This window comes from Lysobacter sp. KIS68-7, from assembly GCF_021284745.1.
Lineage (GTDB): Bacteria > Pseudomonadota > Gammaproteobacteria > Xanthomonadales > Xanthomonadaceae > Noviluteimonas.
Genome location: NZ_CP089925.1, coordinates 1118710 through 1141901, shown reverse-complemented (window position 1 = coordinate 1141901; position 23192 = coordinate 1118710). Strand labels below are relative to the sequence as shown.

Below are 23192 nucleotides of genomic sequence, written 5' to 3'. Positions count from 1 at the left end.
AATGGCGCCATGGCCGACCATCGCACCCGCTTTCTGACCCTCGCGCTGCGCGCGCAGGCCCTGCGCTTCGGCGCGTTCACGCTGAAGTCGGGCCGCGAAAGCCCGTACTTCTTCAATGCCGGCCGCTTCGACAGCGGCGCCGCCCTGGCCGAGTTGGCCGCGTGCTACGCCGATGCGCTGGCGGAGGCGGGCGTGGCGTTCGACGTCCTGTTCGGGCCGGCCTACAAGGGCATCCCGCTGGCGACGGCGGTGGCCTGCGAATTCGCCCGCCGTGGCCGCGACGTGCCCCTGGCCTTCAACCGGAAGGAAGCCAAGGCCCACGGCGAAGGCGGCCTGCTGATCGGGGCGCCGCTGGCGGGCAAGCGCGTGCTGATCGTGGACGACGTGATCACCGCCGGCACCGCGATCCGCGAAGCGCTCGGCATGATTCGCGAGGTCGGCGGCGTGCCCGCCGGCATCGTCATCGCACTCGACCGCCAGGAGCGCGCCAGCGAAGCGCACGCACAGTCGGCGGCGCAGGCGGTCGCGGAAGAACACGGACTGCCCGTGGTGGCCGTCGCCACCCTCGGGGACCTGCTTGCGTTCGCGGGCGAAAGCGCGGACCTTGTCGACCATCGCGATGCCCTGCTCGCCTATCGGGCGCGCTATGGCAGCGCATCCGCGTCGTAAGACGCCACACCGCCGGACGGACTGCAGAACAGGGGCTGCAACCATGCCAGCAAGAACCAAGCACCACACACTTCGACTGCTCGCCGTCGCCACGCTGATGTCGCTGGCCGCCACGGCGGGCGCGCAGGCCACGAAGACGAAGAAGCTGTATTGCTGGAACGACAGCACCGGCCACAAGGTCTGCGGCGATGCACTGCCGGCGGAACTGGCCGGCAGCTCGCGCACCGAATTCAATTCCACCAGCGGCATGCGCACGGGTGAAATCGCGCGCGCAATGACGCCGGAAGAACGCGCCGCCGCCGAGAAGGCCGCCGCGGATGCGGCCGCGCAAGCCGAAATCGATGCCGCGCGCGCGCGCCGCGAAATGGCGATGGTGGAGTCGTACGCCACCGAAGCCGACCTGCGCAAGGCGTTCCAGGAACGCATCGACCTGCTCGAGGAGACGCTGAAGGCTTCCGAGTTGAGCGTGGTGGGCCTGCGGGCAAGCCTCGTCGGCCTGCTGCGCCAGGCGGGCGACCTCGAACTCGCCGGCAAGTCGGTGCCGTTCAACGCACGCACGAACATCGCGGCGCAACACACGGAGCTGCGTCGTCGCGAGCGGATCTACGCGCAGCAGAAGATCGAACGCGCGCAACTCGACGAGGAACTCGCGTCGGTGCTCCAGCGGTATCGCGACCTCAAGGACGGCGTGCGTCCCACCGCCGCCGAAGCGGCCGCCACGGCAGCCGCGCCGCCGCAAGGCTGATCCGGCGATCGACGCGCGCCTTGCGCGCGTCGATCCCTTCCGCGTCCATCAGAACGGCAGGTTCAGGTCCGGCCGCAGCGCGAGCAGCTGCGTGCGGAACGCGTCCTGGATGCGGATCAGCGCTTCCTTCGAGTCGCCGTCGAAACGCAGCACCAGCACCGGCGTGGTGTTCGACGCGCGCACCAGGCCCCATCCGTCCGGCCAATCCACGCGCAGGCCGTCGATGGTCGACAGGCGCGCGCCTTCGAACTTCGCCACCGCGCGGAAGCGGTCGACGAACGCATGCGGATCGCCATCGGGCGCATCCACCTTGATCTCCGGCGTCGACACGCCCTCGGGCAATGCGTCCAGCGTTTCGCTCGGCGTCTGGCTGCGGCTGGCGAGGATCTCGAGCAGGCGCGCGGCGGCATAGATGCCGTCGTCGAAGCCGTACCAGCGTTCCTTGAAGAAGAAGTGGCCGCTCATCTCGCCCGCGAGCTCGGCGTCGGTCTCGCGCATCTTGGCCTTGATCAGCGAGTGGCCCGTCTTCCACATCAGTGGACTGCCGCCGTGGCGCAGGATCTGGCCCGGCAGGCGGCCGGTGCACTTCACGTCGTACACGATCACCGCGCCCGGATTGCGTTCGAGCACGTCGGCCGCGAACAGCATCAGCAGGCGGTCGGGGAAGATGTTCTTGCCTTCCTTCGTGACCACGCCCAGGCGGTCGCCGTCGCCGTCGAAGGCCACGCCGAGGTCGGCGTCCAGGCGCTTGACCATCTGGATGAGGCTTTCGAGGTTGTGCGGCTCGCTCGGGTCCGGATGGTGGTTCGGGAACGTGCCGTCGACTTCGCAGAACAGCGGCGTGACCTCCGCACCGATCGCGGCCAGCACCTGCGGCGCGATCGCACCGGCGACGCCGTTGCCCGCGTCGATGACCACCTTGAGGCGGCGATCCAGCTGCACGTCGGACGTGATGCGATCGATGTAATCCTGCGCGACGTCGCGGTGCTGCAGGTTGCCCAGCATGTGCGCTTCCTGCAGGCGACCTTCGGCGATGCGCGCGTACAGGTCGTCGATCGCCTTGCCCGCCAGCGTTTCGCCGCCGACGACGATCTTGAAGCCGTTGTAGTCGGGCGGATTGTGGCTGCCGGTCACCGCGATCGCGCAACCGGTGCGCAACTGGTAGGCGGCGAAGTACACGACGGGCGTCGCCGCCATGCCGATGTCGATGACGTTGCGGCCCGCCTTGCGTAGGCCGGCGACAAGGCCGGAGACCATGTCGGGACCGGAGAGGCGCCCATCGCGGCCGACCACGATGTCCATGAGGCCCTTGTCCGCCATCAGCGAACCCACGGACTGGCCGATCAGTTCCGCGATGCCGACGTCGAGCGTCTTCCCGACGACGCCGCGGATGTCGTACGCGCGGAAGATGCCCTTGTCGATGAGCACCTTGCCGACCGGGTGCGGCACCTCTTCACGCACCACGACGGGCGCGGCGACCGGCGCGCGCGCGGTCGGGTTCTGTTCCATCGCCTCGGCGAGCGTCGGCGCTTGCGCGGCGTCTTCGTCATGCGCCTCCGCAACCACCGGATTGCGGCTCGATCGGAAGGCCAGGAATGCGAGCAGCGCGAGGATCGCCGCGGTGCCGAAGCACGGGATGGCGCCGAGTTCGAAAGGCGCCTTGGCCGTATCCGGCAGGCCGGCCGCGATGCGCCACGGGCTGCCCGGGACAGGCGATGCGAGCACTTCCGCGCCGCCGGCGAGCGCCGTATCGCCGCGCTCGACCACGCTGAAGGCGCCCTGGCGCAACGCGATGTAGCTGGCGTCGTCCACCTTGCGGCCCTCCACCGGGCCGGTGACCGTCGTGAGCGGCAGGCGCACGTAGGCCACGCCGGGCGTGGTGCCGCCATGCGCCGCGAGCGTGGCCAGGCCGAGGTGTGCACTCCCGCCGTCGCGCACGATCGCGGCAATCGGTTCCTTCTGGGTCAGGGCCGATTCCATCAGGCCGACCTTGCCGAAGCCGGTCGCCGGCAATCCGGCATAGGCGCCCTCGAAACCGTCGCCGAGCACTTCGGCGGCCTGCGCTTCGGGATAGGTCGCCTTCAGCGCCGCTGCCGCGCCCGCGAAGTCGTTCGCGGCCAGCGCCGACTGCACCGGCGCGGACGCCACGGCGGCGGCGAGCTTGGCGAGGTGTTTCTTCACCGCCTCGCTGACCTGTCCCACCATCGCATCGCGCGCGTGGACCAATTCGGCGCGGCGCGTGTCGGCGCGGAACTGCTGGAACCCGCTCCACGCCATCCAGGCCGCGATCAGCGCGCAGACCAGCGCGATCGCCGGCAGCGCCGGGCGCAATTGCGCCTTGAATGCGAGCTTTGGCGGCGGTGCCGCCGTGGCGTCCTGGTTGTCGCTCTTGTCGCTCATGTCCCCCATCCCCCTGACTCCGTGCAATTCAGCGCACGCCGGTGTGGCCGAAGCCACCTTCGCCGCGCGCGCTTTCTTCGAAAGTATCCACTACCTGCAACGTCGCGCGCACGATTGGCAGCACGACGAGCTGTGCGATCCGGTCGCCGGGCGCGATGGTGAAGGCCTCGCGTCCGCGATTCCACGTGCTGATCAGCAGCGGCCCCTGGTAATCGGCGTCGATCAGGCCCGTGCCGTTGCCGAGCACGATGCCGTGCCGATGCCCCAGGCCCGAGCGCGGCAGGATCACCGCACACAGCGTGGGATCGGCGAGATGGATGGACAGGCCGGAGGGAATCAGCGCGGTGTCGCCGGGTTCGAGCAGCAGCGGCGCGTCGAGCGCGGCGCGCAGGTCCAGGCCCGCGCTCGATGCGGTGGCGTACGCCGGCATCGGCCATTCATCGCCGAAGCGGGGATCGAGCAACTTCACTTCCAGCGTTCGCATCATCGGGGCCATCGCTCCTCAACCAGATCCAGCAATGCGTCGGCAAGCGCGGTCTTCGGCGCAGGGCCGAGCACGCGTTCGCCGTCGTTCCAATACACGGTCAATGCGTTGTCGTCGCTTTCGAATCCACTGCCGGCGATGCCGACGCGGTTGGCGGCGATGAAGTCCACGCGCTTGCGTACCAGTTTGGCGCGCGCGTAACCCGCGACGTCCGAGGTTTCCGCGGCGAACCCGACCACCACGCGCGGGCGGCGCGCATCGCCGGCGACGGCGGCGAGGATGTCGGGCGTGCGCACGAGTTCCAGCGACAGCGTGTCCTGGCCGGCGACCTTCTTGATCTTGTCGGCCGCCACGGCGCGCGGCGTGAAATCCGCGACGGCGGCGGCACCGACATAGACATCGGCGGGCAACGCGGCGAGCACCGCTTCGTGCATCTGCGCGGCCGAACGCACGTCGACGCGCTGCACGCCCTGCGGCGTGGGCAGGTGCACCGGTCCGGCGACGAGCACCGTGTCGGCGCCACGGCGCGCGGCCGCGGCGGCGATCGCGAAACCCATCTTCCCGCTGCTGCGATTGCCGATGAACCGCACGGGATCGAGATCCTCGTACGTTGGGCCCGCGCTGACGACGACGCGGGCGCCGGCGAGGCTCAAGCGAACGCCCCCGCCATGGCCGCGACGATCTCCATCGGCTCGGACATGCGGCCCGGCCCGGATTCGCCTTCGGCCAGCGGGCCGTCGGCGGGACCGACGATGCGCACGCCGCGTGCGCGCAAGGTGTCGACGTTCGCCTGCGTGGCCGGATGCAGCCACATGCGATGGTTCATCGCCGGCGCGAGCGTGATTGGCGCGGTGGTGGCCAGGCAGAGCGTGGCGACGAGATCGTCCGCGAAGCCGTGCGCGAGCTTGGCGATCGTGTTGGCGGTGGCCGGGGCGACGAGGATCGCATCGGCCCAGCGAGCGAGTTCCAGATGGCCCATCGCCTGTTCGGCGGCGGCGTCCCACAGCGAGGTGCGCACCGGCAGGCCGGACAAGGCCTGGAAGGTCTGCGCGCCGACGAAGCGTTGCGCGTTCTCGGTCATCGCGACCTGGACCACGGCGCCGGCGTCGCGCAGACGGCGGACCAGGTCGGCCGACTTGTACGCCGCGATGCCGCCGCACACGCAGAGCAGCAGCTTCCGGCCAGCCAGGGCGGCGACGGGTTCGGCCTTCATGCGCGTCGGGATTTCCCCACGAGGATTCGAGGCGGCAGCTTACCCCAAGCCCCGTATTCCCCCGATACGCAGCGGCCGATCGATCGCGCACCGTGGGCCGCATGCGCATCCGCGACTGGCCCATCGACGAGCGTCCCCGCGAAAAGCTTCTGGCACGGGGCGCGTCGGTGCTGTCCGATGCGGAATTGCTGGCCCTGTTCCTCGGTTCGGGCCTGCGCGGCCAGGACGCCGTGGCTACCGCGCGCCAGTTGCTGACGGTCCACGGCCCGCTGCGAACGCTGATGGACCGGCCGGCGGTGCACCTGGCCGACCTCCCCGGACTCGGAAAAGCGCGCGCCTGCCTGCTCAGTGCAGCGCTCGAACTCGGCCATCGTCACTTCGCCGCCGGCATGGACCGCGGGGAAACCCTGTCCGATCCCGGTTCGGCCGGCCTGTATTTCGCGCGCCGCCTCCGCGGCCATCCCGTGGAAACCTTCGCTGCCTTGTTCCTTGACGTGCGCCTGCGCCGGATCGCCTTCGAGGAGTTGTTCCGGGGCACCGTCGACAGCACCCAGATCCATCCGCGCGAAGTGGTCCGCCGCGCGCTCGCGCACAACGCAGCGGCCGTGATCGTCGGCCACAACCATCCCAGCGGAAGCTCCGAGCCCAGCGACGCCGACCGTGCCGCCACCCAGCGGCTGAAACAGGCGCTGGAGCTGGTCGACATGCGATTGCTCGACCATTTCATCGTCGGTGACGGCCCGCCGCTGTCGATGGCCGCACGAGGGCTGGTGTGATGCATCCCGTAGACTATGCGGCCGTCGTTTCCGGCCTCCGCACCCGTCGTGAAAGCCTCCCTCCGCGCCCTGGTGGACCAGGGCATCGCCGCCCTGCGTACCGCGGGCACGCTCCCCTCGGACGTCGCGGTCCCCGCGTTCGTCGTCGAGCGCCCCAAGGACCGTTCGCGCGGCGATTTCTCCACCAACGTCGCGATGGTGCTGGCGAAAGCCGCGCGCACCAATCCGCGCGCGCTCGCGCAGGCCCTCGTCGCGGCGCTGCCGGCCTCGGACGACGTCGCCAAGGTCGAGATCGCAGGCCCGGGCTTCATCAACTTCCACCTGGCACCCGAAGCCTATACGCGCGAACTGCGCGAGATCGTCGCGCGCGGCAACGCCTATGGCCGCAACGACTCCGGTTCGGGCCGCACCTGCGGCGTCGAATACGTGTCGGCCAATCCCACCGGCCCGCTGCATGTCGGCCACGGCCGCGCGGCGGCGATCGGCGACTGCATCGCGCGCGTCCTGGCCGCAAACGGCTGGAAGGTGATGCGCGAGTTCTATTACAACGACGCCGGCGCGCAGATCGACAACCTCGCCAAGTCCGTGCAGGCGCGCGCGCTCGGCAAGGGGCCGGGCGATCCGACATGGCCGGAGGACGGCTATCGCGGCGATTACATCGTGGACGTGGCGCAGGGTTACCTGCGCGGCGACACCGTGGAATTCGAAGACCACATCGTCCAGGGCGCGAAGGATCCGAACGACTTCGATGCGATCCGCCGCTTCGCCGTGGCCTACCTGCGCCGCGAACAGAATGCGGACCTCGCCGCCTACGGCGTGGCCTTCGACGTCTACTTCCTCGAGTCCTCGCTGTACAACGACGGCAAGGTGGAAGAGACGGTGCGCGAACTCGTCGCACACGGCCACACCTACGAGGAAGGCGGCGCGCTGTGGCTGCGCACCACCGACTTCGGGGACGACAAGGACCGCGTGATGCGCAAGTCCGACGGCACGTTCACCTACTTCCTGCCGGACGTCGCCTACCACCGCTCCAAGTGGCTGCGCGGCTACGAGCGCGCGATCACCGAACTCGGCGCGGACCACCACGGCTCGCTGCAGCGCGTGATCGCGGGCCTGCAGGCGCTGGACTGCGGCATCCCGGACAACTGGCCGGAATACGTGCTGCACCAGATGGTCACCGTCATGCGCGGCGGCGAGGAAGTGAAGCTCTCCAAGCGCGCCGGCAGCTACCTGACGCTGCGCGACCTGATCGAGGAAGTCGGCCGCGACGCCACGCGCTGGTTCCTCATCGCGCGCAAGGCCGATTCGCAGCTCACCTTCGACATCGACCTGGCGCGCTCGCAGAGCAACGACAACCCGGTCTACTACGTGCAGTACGCGCACGCCCGCGTGTGCAGCCTGCTGCGCCAGGCCGGCGAGAAGGGCTTTACGTTCGATCTCGCCAACGGCCTGCGCCACGTCGACACGCTCGTGGATGAACAGGCGCAGGGCCTGATGGTCGAGCTCTCGCGCTACCCCGAAGTGGTCGAAGCGGCCGCGGACACGCTGGAGCCGCATGCCATCGCGCAATACCTGCGCGAGTTGGCGAATGCCTTCCACGGCTGGTACCACGCGCAACCCATCCTGGTGGATGATGCGAACCAACGCGACGCGCGCCTTGCGCTGAGCGTCGGCACCGGCCAGGTGCTGAAGAACGGATTGGATTTGTTGGGCGTTTCGGCCCCGGAGAAGATGTGATGGCGGCAAAACGCGGCAAGTCGCAGGCGCGACGCAACGGCGGCAACCACAATCCCGCGTGGATGTGGGTGCTCGTGGGGCTGGCGGTCGGCGTCGGGCTGATCGTCGCGGTGCCCAAGCTGATGCCCAAGGGCGACGGCGACGGCTTCTTCCGTCCCAAGCCGAACCCCGATGCGCAGCCGGTGGCGAGCAACAGCGCCGAGGAAGACGACGCGATCGTCCCCGAAGACGCGCCGGCGCCGGGCAAGAAGCCGGACAAGCCCAAGCCGACCACCTACGACTTCTACACGCTGCTGCCGGCCAACGAAGTCGCGCTCTCCGACGACGAGCTCGCCGCGAGCGAACGCGCCGAAGCCGCGGGCAAGCCCGGCGATGCGCCGAAGTCGGAACCGGCCGTGCAGACCGCGAAGGCCAGCGACACGGTCGTCGCGCAGCAGCCGAACGCCGCGCCGACCACGACGAACGCAAACGCCACCACCCCCGCCAAGCCCGTGACGGCCGAAGCGAAGGACGACGGCGCGCACTACATCCTGCAGGCCGGCGCCTTCCAGGCGAGCGGCGATGCCGAAGCGGTGAAGGCGAAGATCGCGATGCTCGGCCTGACCGCGCGCGTCGAGTCGGCGCAGATCTCGGACAAGACCGTGTTCCGCGTGCGCATGGGGCCCTACGGCAGTGCGTCCGAACTCGCCGATGCCAAGCGCCGGCTGAGCGGCGGCGGCCTGCCGGCGATGGCGATCAAGTCGCGCTGATCGCATGACGACGACCGCGCGCACCGCATTCATCACCGGCGCCACCTCCGGGTTCGGCGCCGCGGCGGCGAAGCGGTTCGTCGCCGATGGCTGGCGCGTGGTCGCCACGGGCCGTCGCGAGGATCGCCTCAATGCGCTCGTCGAATCGCTGGGGGCCGACAACGTCCACCCCGCCGTGTTCGACGTGCGCGACGAGGCCGCGATGCGCGCGGCGATCGACGCATTGCCGCCCGCCTTTCGCAACATCGACCTGCTGGTGAACAACGCCGGCCTCGCGCAGGGCACGCTGCCCGCACAGCGCGCGGTGCTCAGCGACTGGCAGACGATGATCGACACCAACATCCGCGCGCTCGTCGTCGTGACGCACGCGCTGCTGCCCACGCTGATCGAACGCCGCGGCGCGATCATCAACGTCAGCTCGACGGCGGCGACCTACCCCTACACCGGCGGCAACGTATACGGCGGCAGCAAGGCCTTCGTCTCGCAGTTCTCACTGGGCTTGCGCGCCGACCTGCATGGCACCGGCGTGCGCGTGACCGCGCTCGAGCCGGGCATGGCCGAAACCGAGTTCACGCTGGTGCGCACGCACGGCGACCAGGCGGCGTCGGATGCGCTCTACAAGGGCGCGCACCCGATGACGGCGGAAGACATCGCCGACACGATCCACTGGATCGCGACGCTCCCGCCGCACCTGAACATCAATCGCCTGGAAATGATGCCGACGAGCCAATCCTTCGCCGGCTTCCAGATCGCGCGCCAGTAACGTCAGACCGGCTCATCGCTGAGATAGGTGTACGCGGTGAGGCCGGCTTCGAGCGCGTCCTTCATGCGCGCGCTTTCTTCGGCCGACAGGCCCGCGGCGTCCACCTTCTTCGCATACGCACCGCGCAGCGCATCCAGCTTGTAGCCCACGTAGTCGAGCATCACGTCGGTCGTGTCGCCGCGACGCTGCTGGCTCATCGCGTATCCGTTGCCGTCGAGGTGCACTTCGACCGCATCCGTATCGCCGAACAGGTTGTGGATGTCGCCCAGGATTTCCTGGTACGCGCCAACGAGGAAGAAGCCGAGGCGATACACCTCGCCCGCGCGCAGCGGATGCAGCGGCATCGAGCTGTCGAGGCCTTCGTTTTCGACGTAGGTGTCGATCTTGCCGTCGGAGTCGCAGGTCATGTCCGCGATCACGCCGCGACGCACCGGTGCTTCGTCCAGGCGCTCGATTGGCACGATCGGGAATACCTGGTCGATCGCCCACACGTCCGGCATCGATTCGAACACGCTGAAGTTGACGAAATACTTGTCGACCAGGCGCTCGTTCAATTCGTCCAGCAGGTCGCGATGCGAACGCTCGCCCACGTCCAGGCGCGCGCGCACGGCATGCGCGATCGCGTAGAACAGATCGTCTATCCGCGCGCGATGCACGAGATCGATCTGGCCGAGCGCGTAAAGCGACAGGCCTTCGCTGTGGTGGTGCTGCGCTTCGTGGAAGAGCTCCACCGCGGGGCGTGCATCGAGCTCGCCGTGCAGTTCGCGCAGGTGGCGGATGACGGCGGGTTCGTCGCCGTGCACATCCGGCACGCGGCCTTCCGGCGCTTCTTCGACTTCCGAGACGTTCGCGACCAGCACCGCATGATGCGCCGTCATCGCGCGACCGCATTCGGTGACGATGCGCGGCGGCGCGAGCTTGTACTGTTCGCAGGCTTCCGCCAGCGGCTGCACGATGTTGTTCGCGTACTGGCCGATGCCGTAGTTGATCGAGCAGTAGCTGCGCGAGCGCGTGCCTTCGTAGTCGATGCCCAGGCCGCCACCGACGTCCATGTACTGGACCTTCGCACCGAGCTTGGACAGCTCGACGAAGTAACGCACCGCCTCGCGCATGCCGTTGGCGATGTCGCGCACGTTGGAGATCTGCGAGCCCATGTGGAAGTGCAGCAGGCCGAGGCAATCGCCATAGCCGTTGTCGCGGAGCGTCTTCCACAGGTCGAGCACTTGGCGCGGCGAGAGGCCGAACTTCGCCTTGTCGCCGCCGCTGTTCTGCCACTTGCCCGCACCGAGCGAAGCCAGCCGCATGCGCACGCCGAGACCGGGGCGCACGTCGAGCGCGCGCGCTTCCTCGATCACGAGCTTCAGCTCGCTCGGCTTCTCCACCACGATGAAGGTCTGCAGGCCGAGCTTGCGGCCGATCAGCGCGAGGCGGATGTATTCGCGGTCCTTGTAACCGTTGCAGACGATGAGGCCGCCGGGGCGGCTCAGGGCGAGCACGGCCATCAGCTCGGGCTTGCTGCCCGCTTCCAGGCCGAAGCCTTCGCCCGCGTGCGAGGCCAACGTGCCGGCGACGCCCTGGTGCTGGTTCACCTTGATCGGATAGACGGCCGTATAGCCGCCCTTGTAATCCCAGTCGGCCTGCGCCTGCGCGAACGCGGCCTGCAGCTTGCCGAGCCGGTCGCCGAGGATGTCGGGGAAGCGCACGAGCAGCGGCAGCTTCGCGCCGTTGGCCTTGGCCTTGTCGACGACCTCCGCGAGCGCGATGTCCGGTCCCTTCTCGCCACGCGGGCGCACCGTGATGCGGCCGGCGCCGTCGATGTCGAAATACCCCTCGGCCCAGTGCGGGATGGAGTAGGTCTTGCGGGCCTGGTCGACGGACCATGCGCTCATCGGCGGATTACCTCGTGTCGGGGGGAAGAAAGGGCGCGAAGTGTACCCCCCCTTGGCCGATGGCACCGCCAAAACGCCCCACGCCCTACAATGCGCGCCCCCACGACTGGCCGGACCCGCCGCGATGACCGCTCCCACCTGGATGTACGAGAACTTCGAACCCGCCGGCTCGGCCATCGGCTACCGCATCACGCGCAAGCTCGACGAGGTCCAGTCGCCGTTCCAGAAGATCGAGATCTACGAGAGCACCGACTGGGGCAACCTGATGCTCATCGACGGCGCGATGATGCTCACCACGCGCGACAATTTCCTCTACCACGAGATGATGTCGCACCCGGCGTTGTTCACGCATGCGAACCCGAAGCGCGTGGTCATCATCGGCGGCGGCGACTGCGGCACGCTGCGCGAAGTGCTCAAGCACAAGGGCGTGGAATCGGCCACGCAGTGCGACATCGACGAGCAGGTCACGCGCATGGCGGAGAAGTGGTTCCCCGAGCTGTGCGATTCGAACAACGACGCACGCGCGGAACTGTTGTTCGACGACGGCATCGCCTACATGGCCAATTGTCCCGCGGGCAGCGTGGACATCGTGATCGTGGATTCCACCGATCCGGTCGGCCCGGCCGAAGGCCTGTTCAACAAGGCCTTTTATGAAAGCTGCTTCCGCGCATTGAAGGACGACGGCATCCTGGTGCAGCAATCCGAGTCGCCGCTCGTGCTGCTGGATCTCATCAAGGAGATGCGCGGCGAGATGGGCAAAGCGGGCTTCAAGACTTTCAAGACACTGCCGTTCCCGCAGCCGTGCTATCCGACGGGCTGGTGGAGCTGCACGCTGGCACGCAAGGGCGGCAACTTCGATTTCCGCGCAGTGGACGCGCGTGCGAAGACCTTCGACACGAAGTACTACACCGCCGACATCCACCAGGGCGCGAGCACCTTGCCGCCCTTCGTGGCCGCGGCGCTGGGCGAGTAAACACAGCGCGGGTGTATAAGCGGCGGTGTCATGAACGACAACGCGCCCTGGACGTGCCCGACCTGCCAGCGGGTGCTGTCCACGCCGTTCTGCCCGACCTGCGGCGAACGCCGCCTGCGGGCACGCGACCTGACTTTGCGCGGCCTGCTGGCACAGGTCGCGCAGTCGGTCACCAACCTCGATGCGCGCTTGATCCGCACGGTGCGCTGCCTGGTCACGCAACCGGGCGAGCTCACCGTTCGTTACCTGCAGGGGCCGCGCAAGCCCTACATCGGGCCGTTCGCGTTCTTCCTGCTGACGAACGTGTTGTTCGTCGCGATGGAAGTGCTGACCCGGTCGAACGTGTTCTCGACGCCGCTGGCCGAGCACCTGCGCACCCAACCGTGGAGCGAATGGGCGCGCCCGCTCGTGGCGCACCGCCTCGCGCACCTGCACATGACCTTCGACGCGTTTGCGCCCGTGTTCGACGCCGCGGTCGCGGACCACGCGAAGTCCTTCGTCGCCCTGATGGTGCTGCCCTTCGCGATCGCGCCGGCGATCGTGTTCCATCGCAGCCATCGCCCGTTCGTCACGCACGTGGCGTATTCGCTGCACTTCCACGCGTTCATGCTGTTGCTGCTCAGCGTGTCGCTGGTGGTGCCCTTCGTCGATATCGCGATGGGCGGGCGCGGACTCCAGAACCAGGTGCTGGACAACAGCCTCGCGCTCGCGCACCTGGCGATCTGCGCGGTGTACCTGTTCCTGTCCGCCGGGCCGGTCTATGGCGCGCGCGGGGTGGCGCGCTGGTTCCAGACGCTCGCGCTGACCCTCGCGGCGATGGCGACCTTCCTCGGCTATCGCTTCGTGCTGTTCCTGGCCACGCTCTACACGGCCTGACGGCCGTTACAATGCGTCGCCGTCGAGTTCACCGGTGCGGATGCGCACCACCTTGTCGAGGTCCCACACGAAAATCTTGCCGTCGCCGATCTTGCCGGTGCCCGCCGCCTGCATGATGGCCTCGACCACGGCGTCGACCTGGTCGTCGGTGACGGCGACCTCGAGCTTGATCTTCGGCAGGAAGTCGACCACGTACTCGGCCCCGCGATAGAGCTCGGTATGCCCCTTCTGGCGCCCGAAGCCCTTGACCTCGGTCGCCGTGATCCCCGCCACCCCCGCCTCCGACAGCGCCTCGCGCACGTCGTCCAGCTTGAAGGGCTTGATGATCGCCATGACCATCTTCATTTCACGTCGTCTCCATGTCCCGAGCCAGCAGCATAACGCCGGTCGCGCCCGGAGCGACGCCGGGGTCGGAAACCCCCGACGCCCGGACGCGGCCAACGCCGACGGCGGAAGCGGGATGCACCAAGACACACTGTCCGTGACTTCCACGGAAGGAGCCAGGGAATGAGTGCCATGATCGATTTCGACAAGCTGGACGAACTCGCCCGCCGCCTCAGCAGCCTGGTGCCGCCGTCGGTGCGCGAAGGGCGCGAGGAGCTGCAGGAGAACTTCAAGTCGGTGCTGCAGACCGGGCTGGCCAAGCTCGACCTGGTCACGCGCGAGGAGTTCGAAGTGCAGCGCGCGGTGCTGCTGCGCACGCGCGAGAAGCTCGACGAGCTGCAGCGCACCGTGGCCGATCTCGAAGCGCAGATCGATCCGCCGCAGCCGCCGCGGCACTAAGCCGGTTTCGCCACCATGGGGTTGTCGCTCGTGCACAGCCGTGCACGCGTGGGTGCGCGCGCGCCTGCGGTCCAGGTGGAAGTGCATGTGGGCGGCGGCTTGCCGACGATGTCGATCGTCGGGCTGCCGCAGGGCGCGGTGCGCGAAGCGAAGGACCGTGTGCGGGCTGCGATCCATTGCGCGCAGTTCGAATTTCCCAATGGGCGCATCACCGTCAATCTTGCGCCGGCGGATTTGCCGAAGAGTGGTGGGCGCTTCGATCTGCCCATCGCGCTGGGCGTGCTGGCGGCGAGCGGGCAATTGCCGAACGAGGCACTGCGCGATGTCGAGTTCCTGGGCGAACTCGGGCTGACCGGCGAACTGCGGGCCGTCGATGGCGTGTTGCCGGCTGCGATGGCCGCGCGCGAAACAGGGCGACGGTTGATCGTGCCCCTCGCCAACGGCGCGGAAGCGGCGCTCGTGGAGTCGGCCGACGTCCGCGTGGCGCGCACGTTGTCGGAAGTCTGTGCCGCGCTGGTGAATGCGAAAGAATTGCCGAGCGCCGAACGCATCGATGCGCGCGCCGCGGTCGTGCCGGACTTGCTGGACGTGCGCGGCCAGGCGCAGGCGCGGCGCGCTTTGGAAGTTGCGGCCGCGGGTCAACATCACGTGTTGTTCGTCGGCACGCCCGGATGCGGCAAGACCTTGCTGGCCTCGCGACTCCCGGGCCTGTTGCCCGAAGCGAGCGCGGCCGAAGCGCTGGAGTCGGCGTCGATCGCCTCCGTCAGCGGTCGCGGATTCGACCCGGCGACCTGGCGCGTTCGCCCGTTCCGATCGCCGCACCACGAGGCGAGTTCGGCGGCGCTGGTCGGTGGCGGGCCGGGGGCGCGTCCCGGTGAAATCTCGCTCGCGCACAACGGCGTGCTGTTCCTCGACGAGCTGCCTGAGTGGAACCGCCACGCGCTGCAGATGCTGCGCGAGCCGCTGGAATCGGGCATCGCGACGATTTCGCGCGCGTCGCTGCGTTGCGACTACCCCGCGCGCTTCCAGCTGGTCGCCGCAATGAATCCCTGCCCTTGCGGCTGGGCCGGCGACATCTCGGATCGCTGTCGGTGCACGCCGCAGCAGATCGATACCTATCTTGCGCGGATCTCCGGTCCGCTGCTCGATCGCATCGACCTGCACGTCGACGTGCCGCGGCTGCCACCGAGTGCCTTGCGCGACGATGCGGCGCGCGGCGAGCCCACGGCCGTGGTGCGCGAGCGCGTCGTTGCGGCGCGCGAACGGCAACTCGCGCGCGCCGGCCGGTCGAATGCGCACCTGGACACGCAAGGCACCGAAGCCACGTGCCGCCTCGAACACGACGACCGGCTGCTTCTGGAGCGCGCAATCGAAACGCTGCACCTCTCCGCGCGGTCGCTGCACCGCATCCTGCGTGTCGCGCGCACCATCGCGGACCTGGCGGCCAGCGAGCGGATCGAAACGGCGCACCTCACGGAAGCCATCGGCTACCGGCGGCTGGATCGTCGTTAGATGTCCGAAAGCGGCGAGTCGCGCCGCGCCCGCGCTGTTAGCCTGTCTCCACGATGATCTTCCACCGCATCCACGACAGCCCCGTCGGTCCGCTGCGCCTGGCCGCGTCCGACGATGGCGTGCACGCGATCGAATTCCATGCGCCGCGCCACGCGGTGTCGCGCGATGCGCGTTGGTGCGAAGGCGACCACCCGATGCTGGACCGGGTGGCCGCGCAGCTCGATGAATACTTCGCCGGCCAGCGTCGCCGCTTCGACCTGCCACTCGCCCCGGAAGGCACCGAATTCCAATGCACGGTGTGGCACGCGCTGGCGACGATCCCCTTCGGCGAAACCATCAGCTACGCGCAGCTCGCCGCGCACATCGGAAAACCGGCGGCGGTGCGCGCAGTCGGCGCCGCCAACGGCCGCAATCCGATCCCGATCGTCCTGCCCTGCCATCGCGTCATCGGCGCGGACGGGAGCCTGACGGGATTCGGCGGCGGTCTGCCGACCAAGCGCTTCCTGCTGGAGCTGGAAGGCGCCCTGCCCGCCGCCACCGATCTGTTCGCCTGACTCAGTCGGCCCGCAGCCAACGCTGCGTGTCCTCCACGCGGTACTTGCCCGAATCGGTGGCCAACTGGCGCAACCAGTTGCCATGGCCCGCGCCGTAGATCACGAGCACGCGATCACCCGGCTGCGTGCGCCGCACGATGTTGTTGAAGATCGTGAGGTTGCGCCCGTACCAGAGCATGTCCCAGTTCGCGCCGACCGGATCGTCTTCCGTCCCGTACAGGCCGATGCGGAAATACGCATGCGCGTTCGCGCGCATCCACTCGGGCGAATTCAGGCGCATCAGCATGTCGCCGACGGTGCCCTTGTCCAGCGTGCGCTGATCCTCGTCGGCGAGCGCCTTGCCGATGGCATCGTCCTGCGCGCGTTGCGCCTGCTGGCCGTGACGCTCGATCGCCTTGATCCAATCGATGCTGTCCTCGCTCTTGATCGGCCCCATATCGTTCCAGTCGACCGCGACCACGCCCTTGAGCTTCTGATCGCAGGCGATGCGGAAGGCGAGCTGTTCGACCTCGTCGCGCTTCAACGGTCGCTCGCCCTTGCACGAAGCGGAGAACGCTTCGTCCAGCTTCGCCTGCGACTTGGGCTCGGCCTCGACCATGATCTTCGTGGGCTTGAAGCGCGCAATGAGGCGCGCGATGTCCACGATCTCGCCTTGGCGCTTCGGCGCGAGCATGTCGTCGGCCTTCGTGTTGTGCACGTCGCGGCCGGGGTTGTTCATGTGGAAGCTGCCGACGAAGAGGAAGTCGGCGTCGGGTTGCGGATCGGTCGCGGGCGTCGCCGCGAGGCACATCATCGACGCGACAAGGGCGGCCGATGCCAGGGGGAGGGTGAAGCGGGCGTTCCATCGGGACATTGCGGACTCCGTACGTGGGGGGAGCGGGAGGGCGTCCGGTGTCGGATGCGGGAAGCGGCCGCGACGTTTAACACCCGCTGTTAACCCGCCGCCCTCCACGACCGTCCATGACACGAACGGACGGAGACGACGATGGCGAAGCGGTTGCAATGGCGATGGGTCCTGGCGGCGGCGTGCGTGCCGTTGGTGGTCGCGGGCGGTGCCTTCGGGTATGAAGCCTGGATCTCGCAACGCGCGGACTACGGCTGGCGGCCGACGATCGACCGGCCCGCGTTTGCCCAGGACACCGGGCCGACGGTCGAGATCGACCACGCGCACCACAACGCCTCGACGGCGAACTGGTGGGGGCGCTTCTGGCCATTCGGCCGATTGCTCCGGGCGGACGGGTATCGCGTGGTCTACAACACGTCGCCGTTCACCGCCGCTGCGCTCTCGCAAACGCAGGTCCTGGTGATCGCGAATGCCTCCGGCGGCGCGAAGCCGCAATTCCTCGGCATCAACCTGCCGTGGGGCGGCGGCGCGGATCGCGCGGCGCCCGCGTTCGATGCGCGCGAGATCGAAGCGATTCGCCAGTGGGTCGCCAACGGCGGCGCGTTGTTGCTGGTTGCGGACCATGCGCCCTTCGGCGCGGCGAATGCATCGCTCGCGCAGGCCTTTGGAGTGCGCATGCACGCCGGCTTCGCGGAAGTCCCCGGTGAGGTGTCGGATCCGCTGCGCTTCACGCGCGCGAACGGGCGACTCGACGTCGCGCATCCCATCGTTTCGGGTGCCGGTGGCGGCACGCCGGTCAGCTGCGTGCAGACGTTCACGGGCCAATCGATCGACGGTCCTGCCGACGCGGCGATTCTCATGCGTTTGCCGGGCAAGGCGATCGAAACCATCGACGACCACGGCACCTTGCGCCCAACCCGGGCCGGCGCCGCGCAAGGCCTTGCGTTCACCAATGGCAAGGGACGCGTCGTCGTGCTGGGCGAGGCGGCGATGCTCACCGCGCAGGTCGCCGATCGCACACCGTTCGGGATGCAGCTCCCCGGTTGCGACAACATGGCATTTGCGCGCAACGTGCTGCGCTGGCTGAGTACTCGCGGGACCACGGCAACCGGAGGCGATCATGGCAAGCGATGAGCTGATGATGGTGGTGGTATTGGTGGTCGGCATCGTCGCGTTCGCCGGCGTGCACGCGTGGCGACGGCGACTCCATGTGCAACGGCGCATCGCGCGCGACACGATGATCGCGCGCCTCGTCGAACGATTCGGCGACGGGGATGCGTTTGTCGCTTTCGCACGTTCGCCCGAGGGCCGCACGCTGCTGGAAAACGAATACGCACCGGCGGCCATGGCGTATCGCGTGCTCGGTCTGCTGCAGTTCGGCATCGTCGCTTGCGCGATCGGCGCGGCGTTCCTCGTCAACGGCGTCGCGCCGCCGGTGGGTGCCGACATCAACCTCGTGCGCGAAGCGGACAACGCACGCTGGTGGGGCTGGCTCACGATCGGCCTGGGGATCGGACTCGTGTTCGCCAGTGGCGTCAGTGCGTACGTTGCGCGTCGATGGCGCGTGCTGGGCGAATGAACGATGCCGGTCGAAGCGGCGTTCGCGTCCTTCTATGCGGCACACCACCGGGGTGTCTGGGCGTACTTGGTGCGCCTGGGCGCGACGCCGGCGGTGGCGGCGGACCTGGCGCAGGATACGTTCGTGCGCTGGCTGGAACGCGACGCGTCGATGTCCCACGACAACCCGCGCGCTTACGTGTATCGCATCGCGCAGCACTTGTTCATCGACCATGTGCGGCGCAACCGGCGCGAGGTCGCGTGGGATGTGGAGATGGAGAACGTGGCCTCGCCGGACATTGTCGAAGCGCCAGTGATTCCGCCACGCGTGTGGTCGCGGCTGACGCTGCGGCAACGCCAGCTGCTATGGCTGGCGCATGCGGAAGGGTTTACCCACGACGAGATCGCGGCGATTACGGGGCTGGCGTCCGACAGCATCCGGGTTCTGTTGTCGCGCGCGCGGGCGCGGTTCCAGGCACTTCAGGAGGAACGCGGTGATGCATGACGAACTGCAAACGCTGTTCGATGCCGATGCGCGTGCCCTTCGCGCGTCTGCACCCCCGATGTCGCCGGCCTGGCGCATCGCGCAAATCGCACGCGAGCGCGCTGCGCGCCGGATGGCGCGTCGCGTCCGCTGGATGTGGCGCATCGCGTTGGGTGCGTTCATCGCGGGCGCCCTTCCGCTGGCGGCGCACGATCCGCGGGCCTTGCCCGCGCTCGTGCTGCCGTTGCTGCTGGGCGCCCTGCCCTGCTGGCGCGACGAACCCGGGACGCTGCGCGAACGCTAGAACGCGTGGTCGAAGCCCACTTCGCCCTGCACGCCCACCTGGTAGGCCGACACTCTGCGCTCGAAGAAGTTGGTCAGTTCCTGCACGTCCTGCAGGTCCATGAAGGGAAACGGATTGCGCGAGCCGAAATGCGCCGGCAGGCCGAGCTGCGCCATGCGCTGATCCGCGCAGTACTGCAGGTATTCGCGCATGTCGCGGATCGACAGGCCCGCGACGCCACCGGACAGCGTGTCTTCGGCAAACGCTACTTCGCACTCGACCGCTTCGGTCATCATCTCCACGACCTGCGCGCGGAACTCGTCGTCGATCAGTTCGGGCTCTTCCTCGCGCGCTGTGCGGAACACTTCGAACGCGAAGGCCATGTGCCCGCTCTCGTCGCGAAACACCCAGTTCGTGCCGCTCGCCAAACCATGCAGCAGCCCGCGCGAGCGCAGGTAATACACGTAGGCGAAGGCGCCGAAGAAGAACAGCCCTTCGATGCAACCGGCGAAGCACGCGAGGTTGAGCAGGAACTGGCGCCGCTGTTCCCGCGTCTCCAGTCGCTGCAGGTCGCGGATCGACTCCATCCACTTGAAACAGAACTCCGCCTTGCGACGGATCGAAGGTATGCGCTCGACCGCCGCGAAGGCCCGCGCACGTTCCGCCGGATCCGGCAGGTAGGTGTCCAGCAGCGTGAGGTAGAACTGCACGTGCAGCGCTTCCTCGTACAACTGGCGCGAGAGATACATACGCGCTTCCGGAGCGTTGACGTGCTGGTACAGGTTCAGCACCAGGTTGTTGGAGACGATCGAATCGCCGGTGGCGAAGAAGGCCACCAGGCGTTCGATCAGGTGCCGCTCGGCCGGGCCAAACTTGTGGCGCAGGTCGTTCACGTCGAGCGCGAAGTCGACCTCCTCCACCGTCCACGTGTTGCGCACCGCATTGCGATACATCTCGTAGAACTGCGGGTAGCGCATCGGGCGCAGGGTGAGCTCGAAACCGGGATCGAGCAGCATGGGACGGGCGGCGCTCACTGGCAGGCCTCGCAGGATTCGGGGTTTTCGAGAGAACAGGCGATCGCTTCGACAGGCGTGGGCGAGGGGGCGACGGTGGTCTTGGCGATCTTCGTGGCCGGGCGCGAGCGCAGGTAGTAGGTCGTCTTGATGCCCTGCTTCCAGGCGTACATGTACATCGACGAGAGCGCGCCGATGCTCGGGCTTTCCATGAAGAGGTTGAGTGAGGCGGATTGGTCGATGTACGCGCCGCGCGCGGCGGCCATGTCGATCAGCGCACGCATGGGCAGTTCCCATGCGGTGCGATAGATCACCCGCAGCGGCTCGGGGATCGCGGCGATGCCCTGGATCGAGCCTTCCGCAAGCTTGATGGCGTCCCGCATCTCGGGTGTCCATTGGCCGAGCTTCTTCAACTCCTCCACCAGGTAACGATTCACCTGCAGGAAGTCGCCCGACAGCGTTTCGCGCTTGAACAGGTTGCTCACCTGCGGCTCGACGCATTCGTAGCAGCCCGCGATCGAGGCAATGGTGGCGGTCGGTGCAATCGCGACCAGCAGCGAGTTGCGCAGCCCATGCGCCTGGATGCGCTCGCGCAGCGCGTCCCAGCGCCCGGCCTCATCCGGCACCACGCCCCACGCATCGAACTGCAGCTCGCCTACCGATGCCCGCGTATCCGCGAACGACGGATGCGCCCCGCGTTCCATCGCCAGTTCGCAGGACGTATCGAGCGCGTGGAAGTAGATGGTCTCTGCGATCTTCGTCGACAGCGTCCGCGCCTGCTCGCTGTCGAACGGCAGCCGTAGCGCGAAGAGCACATCCTGCAAGCCCATGCAGCCCAACCCCACCGGCCGCCAGCGCAGGTTGCCGCGGCGCGCACTTTCGATCGGATAGAAGTTGAGGTCGATGACGCGGTCGAGCTGACGCACGGCCAGACGCACGGTTTCGGCGAGCTTGTCGAAATCGAAGCCGGCCTCGGCGTCCACGTGGCGTGCGAGGTTGATCGAGCCGAGGTTGCACACCGCGGTTTCCTCTGCGGACGTGATCTCCAGGATCTCGGTGCACAGGTTCGACAGGTGGATGACGTTGTGCGCGCGCAGCGTCTGGTTACTCGCGCGGTTGCACTTGTCCTTGAAGGTCATCCAGCCGTTGCCGGTCTGCGCGAGCGTGCGCATCATCCGCGCGTACAACTCGCGCGCGCGGGTCGTGCGCGCCGCTTTGCCCTGGGCTTCAGCCTGTTCGTAGGCGCGCTCGAAGGCTTCGCCGTACAGGTCGGTGAATTCCGGCACGACGCGCGGATCGAACAGCGACCACTCGGCATCCGCCTCCACGCGCCGCATGAACAGATCCGGCACCCAGTTGGCGAGGTTGAGATTGTGCGTGCGCCGCGCCTCGTCGCCCGTGTTGTCGCGCAGCTCGAGGAATTCCTCCACGTCCGCATGCCACGGCTCCAGGTACACGCAGGCCGCGCCCTTGCGCTTGCCGCCCTGGTTCACCGCGGCGACGGACGCGTCCAGCGTCTTCAGCCAGGGCACGATGCCGTTGGAATGCCCGTTGGTCGATTTGATCAGCGAACCGCGCGAACGCACGCGCGTGTAACTCACGCCGATGCCGCCGCTGAACTTGGACAACTGCGCGATGTCGCCGTAGCGCTGGTAAATCGATTCCAGCGTGTCCTGCGGCGAATCGAGCAGGAAGCACGAGGACAGCTGCTCGTGGTTGGTGCCGCTGTTGAACAGGGTGGGCGAGGACGGCAGGTAATCGAGGTTGGCCATCGCGCGATACAGCGCGAGCGCACCGGGCACGTCTTCCCCAAGCGCGCAGCCGATGCGCAGGAAGAACTGCTGCGGGGTTTCGATCACCTTGCGCGTACGCGGGTGGCGCAGGAGATACCGGTCGTAGAGCGTACGCAGGCCGAAGTAGTCAAAGCCGAAGTCGAGCGTCGGATCGATTGCATCGTTGAGCTTGCGCGCGTTGGCCTGCACGAAGCCAAGCAGGCGGTCGTTGATCAACCCGACTTCATGCCCGCGCGCGATGGACTGCGAAAACGCGTGGATTTCCTGCCCCGCCACTTCCTTGGCGATCACACCGGCGAGCAAGCGCGCGGCCAGGCGTCCGTATTCGGGTTCTTCGCCCGTGAGCAGCGCGGCGGTGCGGATGGAGAGTTCGTCGAGCTCGCGCGTGGTTGCACCGTCGTAAAGGCCCGAGATGGTGCGCGTGGCCACGCGCATCGGTTCCACCGCATGCAGCCCTTCGGCCGCGCGCGTCACCGCGCGCACGATCTTGTTGAGGTCGACGGCTTCGCTCGCACCGTTGCGCTTGGTCACGCGCATGGTGGTCGCGGTCGGCGGCGGCGTGAGGTCGAAGGTCGGCGAAGCGACGGGCGCCGCGAGCGCGGCGTCGTGGGTGTCCTGGTGCATGGTCGGCTCCCTGCTGTGGCGCACCGTGGCCGTCGCTCCCTCGGCGATCGACATGGGCGTTGGAGGCGGGAGGTTGGGAAAGCGGCGTCGCAACGGTCGCGACGCGCACGAAGGAATCGGCGGCCGACGTTGCTCCACCAGCCATCTCCCCCCGGAGATTCCGCGGCCGGCACCGCGCGGCGTGCATCGCGCGGCTGTCGGCAGGTCTTCGGGCTCGTGGACTCGATGCGGGCGCGTTGCCGAACCTGCATCACCTACTTGTCGCCGCTTCCCGGGGTCACTGCCCCAGTGCGTTGTCGCGACTTCGTTTCCACCTACCGCTGCGGGGCAGCGCCGGTATTGGACCGGCTTCCCTTTTCATCCGCTGGCTTGTGGCCACCGGAACCGACGGCCACAAGATATCGTGGTTACGATCCTTGTCAATCGCGGACGGGGCACCGGCTACACTCGCTGCACGCGAAGGAGAAGGCC

The 23192-nt window shown here is 68.1% G+C and carries 22 protein-coding genes, 1 pseudogene and 1 riboswitch; of the genes and pseudogenes, 15 read left to right on the top strand and 8 right to left on the bottom strand.

Features of this window, described 5'->3' with window-relative positions; translation table 11 throughout:
• The first annotated feature begins 9 nt into the window (after positions 1 to 9).
• Both pyrE and LVB87_RS05375 read left to right on the top strand, forming a co-directional pair.
• Complete coding sequence (gene pyrE / locus LVB87_RS05380) at positions 10 to 669, top strand: orotate phosphoribosyltransferase (protein WP_232899878.1); 660 nt, start codon at positions 10 to 12, stop codon at positions 667 to 669.
• A 43-nt stretch (positions 670 to 712) separates the two neighbouring features.
• Entirely contained in the window at positions 713 to 1414 is a 702-nt protein-coding gene (locus LVB87_RS05375; RefSeq protein WP_232899877.1) for a hypothetical protein, read from the top strand.
• A gap of 48 nt (positions 1415 to 1462) precedes the next feature.
• On the opposite strand, the gene LVB87_RS05370 is transcribed toward LVB87_RS05375, so the two are convergent.
• The 3 genes and pseudogenes from LVB87_RS05370 to coaBC form a co-directional block, all read right to left on the bottom strand.
• On the bottom strand, positions 1463 to 3814 hold the full coding sequence (locus LVB87_RS05370) for a phosphomannomutase/phosphoglucomutase (RefSeq protein WP_232899876.1): 2352 nt from the start codon (positions 3812 to 3814) through the stop codon (positions 1463 to 1465).
• Between the two features lie 28 nt (positions 3815 to 3842).
• Positions 3843 to 4310 (bottom strand): dUTP diphosphatase, encoded by a 468-nt coding sequence (gene dut, locus LVB87_RS05365; RefSeq protein ID WP_232899875.1) that lies wholly within the window; start codon positions 4308 to 4310, stop codon positions 3843 to 3845.
• Positions 4298 to 5511, bottom strand: a pseudogene (gene coaBC, locus LVB87_RS05360) (bifunctional phosphopantothenoylcysteine decarboxylase/phosphopantothenate--cysteine ligase CoaBC). Before coaBC ends, dut begins: the two are co-directional and overlap by 13 nt.
• A gap of 101 nt (positions 5512 to 5612) precedes the next feature.
• On the opposite strand from coaBC, the gene radC reads away from it, so the two are divergent.
• The 4 genes from radC to LVB87_RS05340 are packed head-to-tail and all read left to right on the top strand — an operon-like array spanning position 5613 to position 9536.
• Positions 5613 to 6287, top strand: a complete 675-nt coding sequence (radC, locus tag LVB87_RS05355) for a DNA repair protein RadC (protein ID WP_232899874.1) — start codon at positions 5613 to 5615, stop codon at positions 6285 to 6287.
• Between the two features lie 48 nt (positions 6288 to 6335).
• On the top strand, positions 6336 to 8024 hold the full coding sequence (gene argS, locus LVB87_RS05350; protein ID WP_232899873.1) for an arginine--tRNA ligase: 1689 nt from the start codon (positions 6336 to 6338) through the stop codon (positions 8022 to 8024).
• The gene (locus LVB87_RS05345) at positions 8024 to 8773 is read left to right on the top strand and encodes an SPOR domain-containing protein (protein ID WP_232899872.1); all 750 of its coding nucleotides are present in this window, start codon (positions 8024 to 8026) and stop codon (positions 8771 to 8773) included. Before argS ends, LVB87_RS05345 begins: the two co-directional genes overlap by 1 nt.
• A gap of 4 nt (positions 8774 to 8777) precedes the next feature.
• Entirely contained in the window at positions 8778 to 9536 is a 759-nt protein-coding gene (locus LVB87_RS05340; RefSeq protein ID WP_232899871.1) for an SDR family NAD(P)-dependent oxidoreductase, read from the top strand.
• Between the two features lie 2 nt (positions 9537 to 9538).
• On the opposite strand, the gene speA is transcribed toward LVB87_RS05340, so the two are convergent.
• Positions 9539 to 11425 (bottom strand): arginine decarboxylase, encoded by a 1887-nt coding sequence (gene speA, locus LVB87_RS05335; protein WP_232899870.1) that lies wholly within the window; start codon positions 11423 to 11425, stop codon positions 9539 to 9541.
• 124 nt (positions 11426 to 11549) lie between these two features.
• Here speA and speE point away from each other — a divergent pair, with 124 nt between their 5' ends.
• Together speE and LVB87_RS05325 are read left to right on the top strand one after the other, a co-directional pair.
• Positions 11550 to 12398, top strand: a complete 849-nt coding sequence (gene speE, locus LVB87_RS05330; RefSeq protein ID WP_232899869.1) for a polyamine aminopropyltransferase — start codon at positions 11550 to 11552, stop codon at positions 12396 to 12398.
• 30 nt (positions 12399 to 12428) lie between these two features.
• Positions 12429 to 13274, top strand: coding sequence for a DUF3667 domain-containing protein (locus LVB87_RS05325; protein ID WP_232899868.1), 846 nt, complete (start codon positions 12429 to 12431; stop codon positions 13272 to 13274).
• Positions 13275 to 13280: 6 nt separating this feature from the next.
• Here LVB87_RS05325 and LVB87_RS05320 read toward each other — a convergent pair whose 3' ends face one another.
• On the bottom strand, positions 13281 to 13619 hold the full coding sequence (locus tag LVB87_RS05320; protein ID WP_232899867.1) for a P-II family nitrogen regulator: 339 nt from the start codon (positions 13617 to 13619) through the stop codon (positions 13281 to 13283).
• 171 nt (positions 13620 to 13790) lie between these two features.
• Here LVB87_RS05320 and LVB87_RS05315 point away from each other — a divergent pair, with 171 nt between their 5' ends.
• From LVB87_RS05315 to LVB87_RS05305, 3 genes are read left to right on the top strand one after another with little or no spacing between them, the layout of a single operon-like run.
• A complete protein-coding gene (locus LVB87_RS05315; protein WP_232900473.1) occupies positions 13791 to 14057 on the top strand; it encodes an accessory factor UbiK family protein in 267 nt (88 codons plus the stop codon).
• A gap of 15 nt (positions 14058 to 14072) precedes the next feature.
• On the top strand, positions 14073 to 15569 hold the full coding sequence (locus LVB87_RS05310; RefSeq protein WP_232899866.1) for a YifB family Mg chelatase-like AAA ATPase: 1497 nt from the start codon (positions 14073 to 14075) through the stop codon (positions 15567 to 15569).
• Positions 15570 to 15622: 53 nt separating this feature from the next.
• Positions 15623 to 16123 (top strand): methylated-DNA--[protein]-cysteine S-methyltransferase, encoded by a 501-nt coding sequence (locus tag LVB87_RS05305; protein ID WP_232899865.1) that lies wholly within the window; start codon positions 15623 to 15625, stop codon positions 16121 to 16123.
• Between the two features lies 1 nt (position 16124).
• On the opposite strand, the gene LVB87_RS05300 is transcribed toward LVB87_RS05305, so the two are convergent.
• A complete protein-coding gene (locus LVB87_RS05300) occupies positions 16125 to 16976 on the bottom strand; it encodes a DUF5694 domain-containing protein (RefSeq protein WP_232899864.1) in 852 nt (283 codons plus the stop codon).
• A 132-nt stretch (positions 16977 to 17108) separates the two neighbouring features.
• Here LVB87_RS05300 and LVB87_RS05295 point away from each other — a divergent pair, with 132 nt between their 5' ends.
• The 4 genes from LVB87_RS05295 to LVB87_RS05280 are packed head-to-tail and all read left to right on the top strand — an operon-like array spanning position 17109 to position 19312.
• Entirely contained in the window at positions 17109 to 18101 is a 993-nt protein-coding gene (locus LVB87_RS05295; RefSeq protein ID WP_232899863.1) for a DUF4350 domain-containing protein, read from the top strand.
• On the top strand, positions 18088 to 18546 hold the full coding sequence (locus LVB87_RS05290) for a hypothetical protein (protein ID WP_232899862.1): 459 nt from the start codon (positions 18088 to 18090) through the stop codon (positions 18544 to 18546). The genes LVB87_RS05295 and LVB87_RS05290 overlap by 14 nt, the downstream gene beginning before the upstream one ends.
• 3 nt (positions 18547 to 18549) lie before the next feature.
• On the top strand, positions 18550 to 19029 hold the full coding sequence (locus LVB87_RS05285; protein WP_232899861.1) for an RNA polymerase sigma factor: 480 nt from the start codon (positions 18550 to 18552) through the stop codon (positions 19027 to 19029).
• Complete coding sequence (locus tag LVB87_RS05280) at positions 19022 to 19312, top strand: hypothetical protein (protein WP_232899860.1); 291 nt, start codon at positions 19022 to 19024, stop codon at positions 19310 to 19312. The genes LVB87_RS05285 and LVB87_RS05280 overlap by 8 nt, the downstream gene beginning before the upstream one ends.
• On the opposite strand, the gene LVB87_RS05275 is transcribed toward LVB87_RS05280, so the two are convergent.
• Both LVB87_RS05275 and LVB87_RS05270 read right to left on the bottom strand, forming a co-directional pair.
• Positions 19309 to 20307 (bottom strand): ribonucleotide-diphosphate reductase subunit beta, encoded by a 999-nt coding sequence (locus LVB87_RS05275; RefSeq protein ID WP_232900471.1) that lies wholly within the window; start codon positions 20305 to 20307, stop codon positions 19309 to 19311. The two genes, LVB87_RS05280 and LVB87_RS05275, sit on opposite strands and share 4 nt — an antisense overlap.
• Positions 20308 to 20321: 14 nt before the next feature.
• Positions 20322 to 22721: a ribonucleoside-diphosphate reductase subunit alpha gene (locus tag LVB87_RS05270; protein ID WP_232899859.1), complete on the bottom strand. Its 2400-nt coding sequence runs from the start codon at positions 22719 to 22721 to the stop codon at positions 20322 to 20324.
• 181 nt (positions 22722 to 22902) lie between these two features.
• A riboswitch (cobalamin riboswitch) is annotated at positions 22903 to 23125 on the bottom strand.
• Between the last annotated feature and the right edge of the window lie 67 nt (positions 23126 to 23192).

Excerpts from the sequence above, each read along its gene's own strand:
- pyrE (WP_232899878.1), top strand. The coding sequence starts at position 10 with ATGGCCGACCATCGCACCCGCTTTCTGACCCTCGCGCTGCGCGCGCAG.
- LVB87_RS05375 (WP_232899877.1), top strand. The coding sequence starts at position 713 with ATGCCAGCAAGAACCAAGCACCACACACTTCGACTGCTCGCCGTCGCC.
- LVB87_RS05370 (WP_232899876.1), bottom strand. The coding sequence starts at position 3,814 with ATGAGCGACAAGAGCGACAACCAGGACGCCACGGCGGCACCGCCGCCA.
- dut (WP_232899875.1), bottom strand. The coding sequence starts at position 4,310 with ATGGCCCCGATGATGCGAACGCTGGAAGTGAAGTTGCTCGATCCCCGC.
- radC (WP_232899874.1), top strand. The coding sequence starts at position 5,613 with ATGCGCATCCGCGACTGGCCCATCGACGAGCGTCCCCGCGAAAAGCTT.
- LVB87_RS05345 (WP_232899872.1), top strand. The coding sequence starts at position 8,024 with ATGGCGGCAAAACGCGGCAAGTCGCAGGCGCGACGCAACGGCGGCAAC.
- LVB87_RS05340 (WP_232899871.1), top strand. The coding sequence starts at position 8,778 with ATGACGACGACCGCGCGCACCGCATTCATCACCGGCGCCACCTCCGGG.
- speA (WP_232899870.1), bottom strand. The coding sequence starts at position 11,425 with ATGAGCGCATGGTCCGTCGACCAGGCCCGCAAGACCTACTCCATCCCG.
- speE (WP_232899869.1), top strand. The coding sequence starts at position 11,550 with ATGACCGCTCCCACCTGGATGTACGAGAACTTCGAACCCGCCGGCTCG.
- LVB87_RS05325 (WP_232899868.1), top strand. The coding sequence starts at position 12,429 with ATGAACGACAACGCGCCCTGGACGTGCCCGACCTGCCAGCGGGTGCTG.
- LVB87_RS05320 (WP_232899867.1), bottom strand. The coding sequence starts at position 13,619 with ATGAAGATGGTCATGGCGATCATCAAGCCCTTCAAGCTGGACGACGTG.
- LVB87_RS05315 (WP_232900473.1), top strand. The coding sequence starts at position 13,791 with ATGATCGATTTCGACAAGCTGGACGAACTCGCCCGCCGCCTCAGCAGC.
- LVB87_RS05310 (WP_232899866.1), top strand. The coding sequence starts at position 14,073 with ATGGGGTTGTCGCTCGTGCACAGCCGTGCACGCGTGGGTGCGCGCGCG.
- LVB87_RS05305 (WP_232899865.1), top strand. The coding sequence starts at position 15,623 with ATGATCTTCCACCGCATCCACGACAGCCCCGTCGGTCCGCTGCGCCTG.
- LVB87_RS05300 (WP_232899864.1), bottom strand. The coding sequence starts at position 16,976 with ATGTCCCGATGGAACGCCCGCTTCACCCTCCCCCTGGCATCGGCCGCC.
- LVB87_RS05295 (WP_232899863.1), top strand. The coding sequence starts at position 17,109 with ATGGCGAAGCGGTTGCAATGGCGATGGGTCCTGGCGGCGGCGTGCGTG.
- LVB87_RS05290 (WP_232899862.1), top strand. The coding sequence starts at position 18,088 with ATGGCAAGCGATGAGCTGATGATGGTGGTGGTATTGGTGGTCGGCATC.
- LVB87_RS05285 (WP_232899861.1), top strand. The coding sequence starts at position 18,550 with ATGCCGGTCGAAGCGGCGTTCGCGTCCTTCTATGCGGCACACCACCGG.
- LVB87_RS05280 (WP_232899860.1), top strand. The coding sequence starts at position 19,022 with ATGCATGACGAACTGCAAACGCTGTTCGATGCCGATGCGCGTGCCCTT.
- LVB87_RS05275 (WP_232900471.1), bottom strand. The coding sequence starts at position 20,307 with ATGCTGCTCGATCCCGGTTTCGAGCTCACCCTGCGCCCGATGCGCTAC.
- LVB87_RS05270 (WP_232899859.1), bottom strand. The coding sequence starts at position 22,721 with ATGCACCAGGACACCCACGACGCCGCGCTCGCGGCGCCCGTCGCTTCG.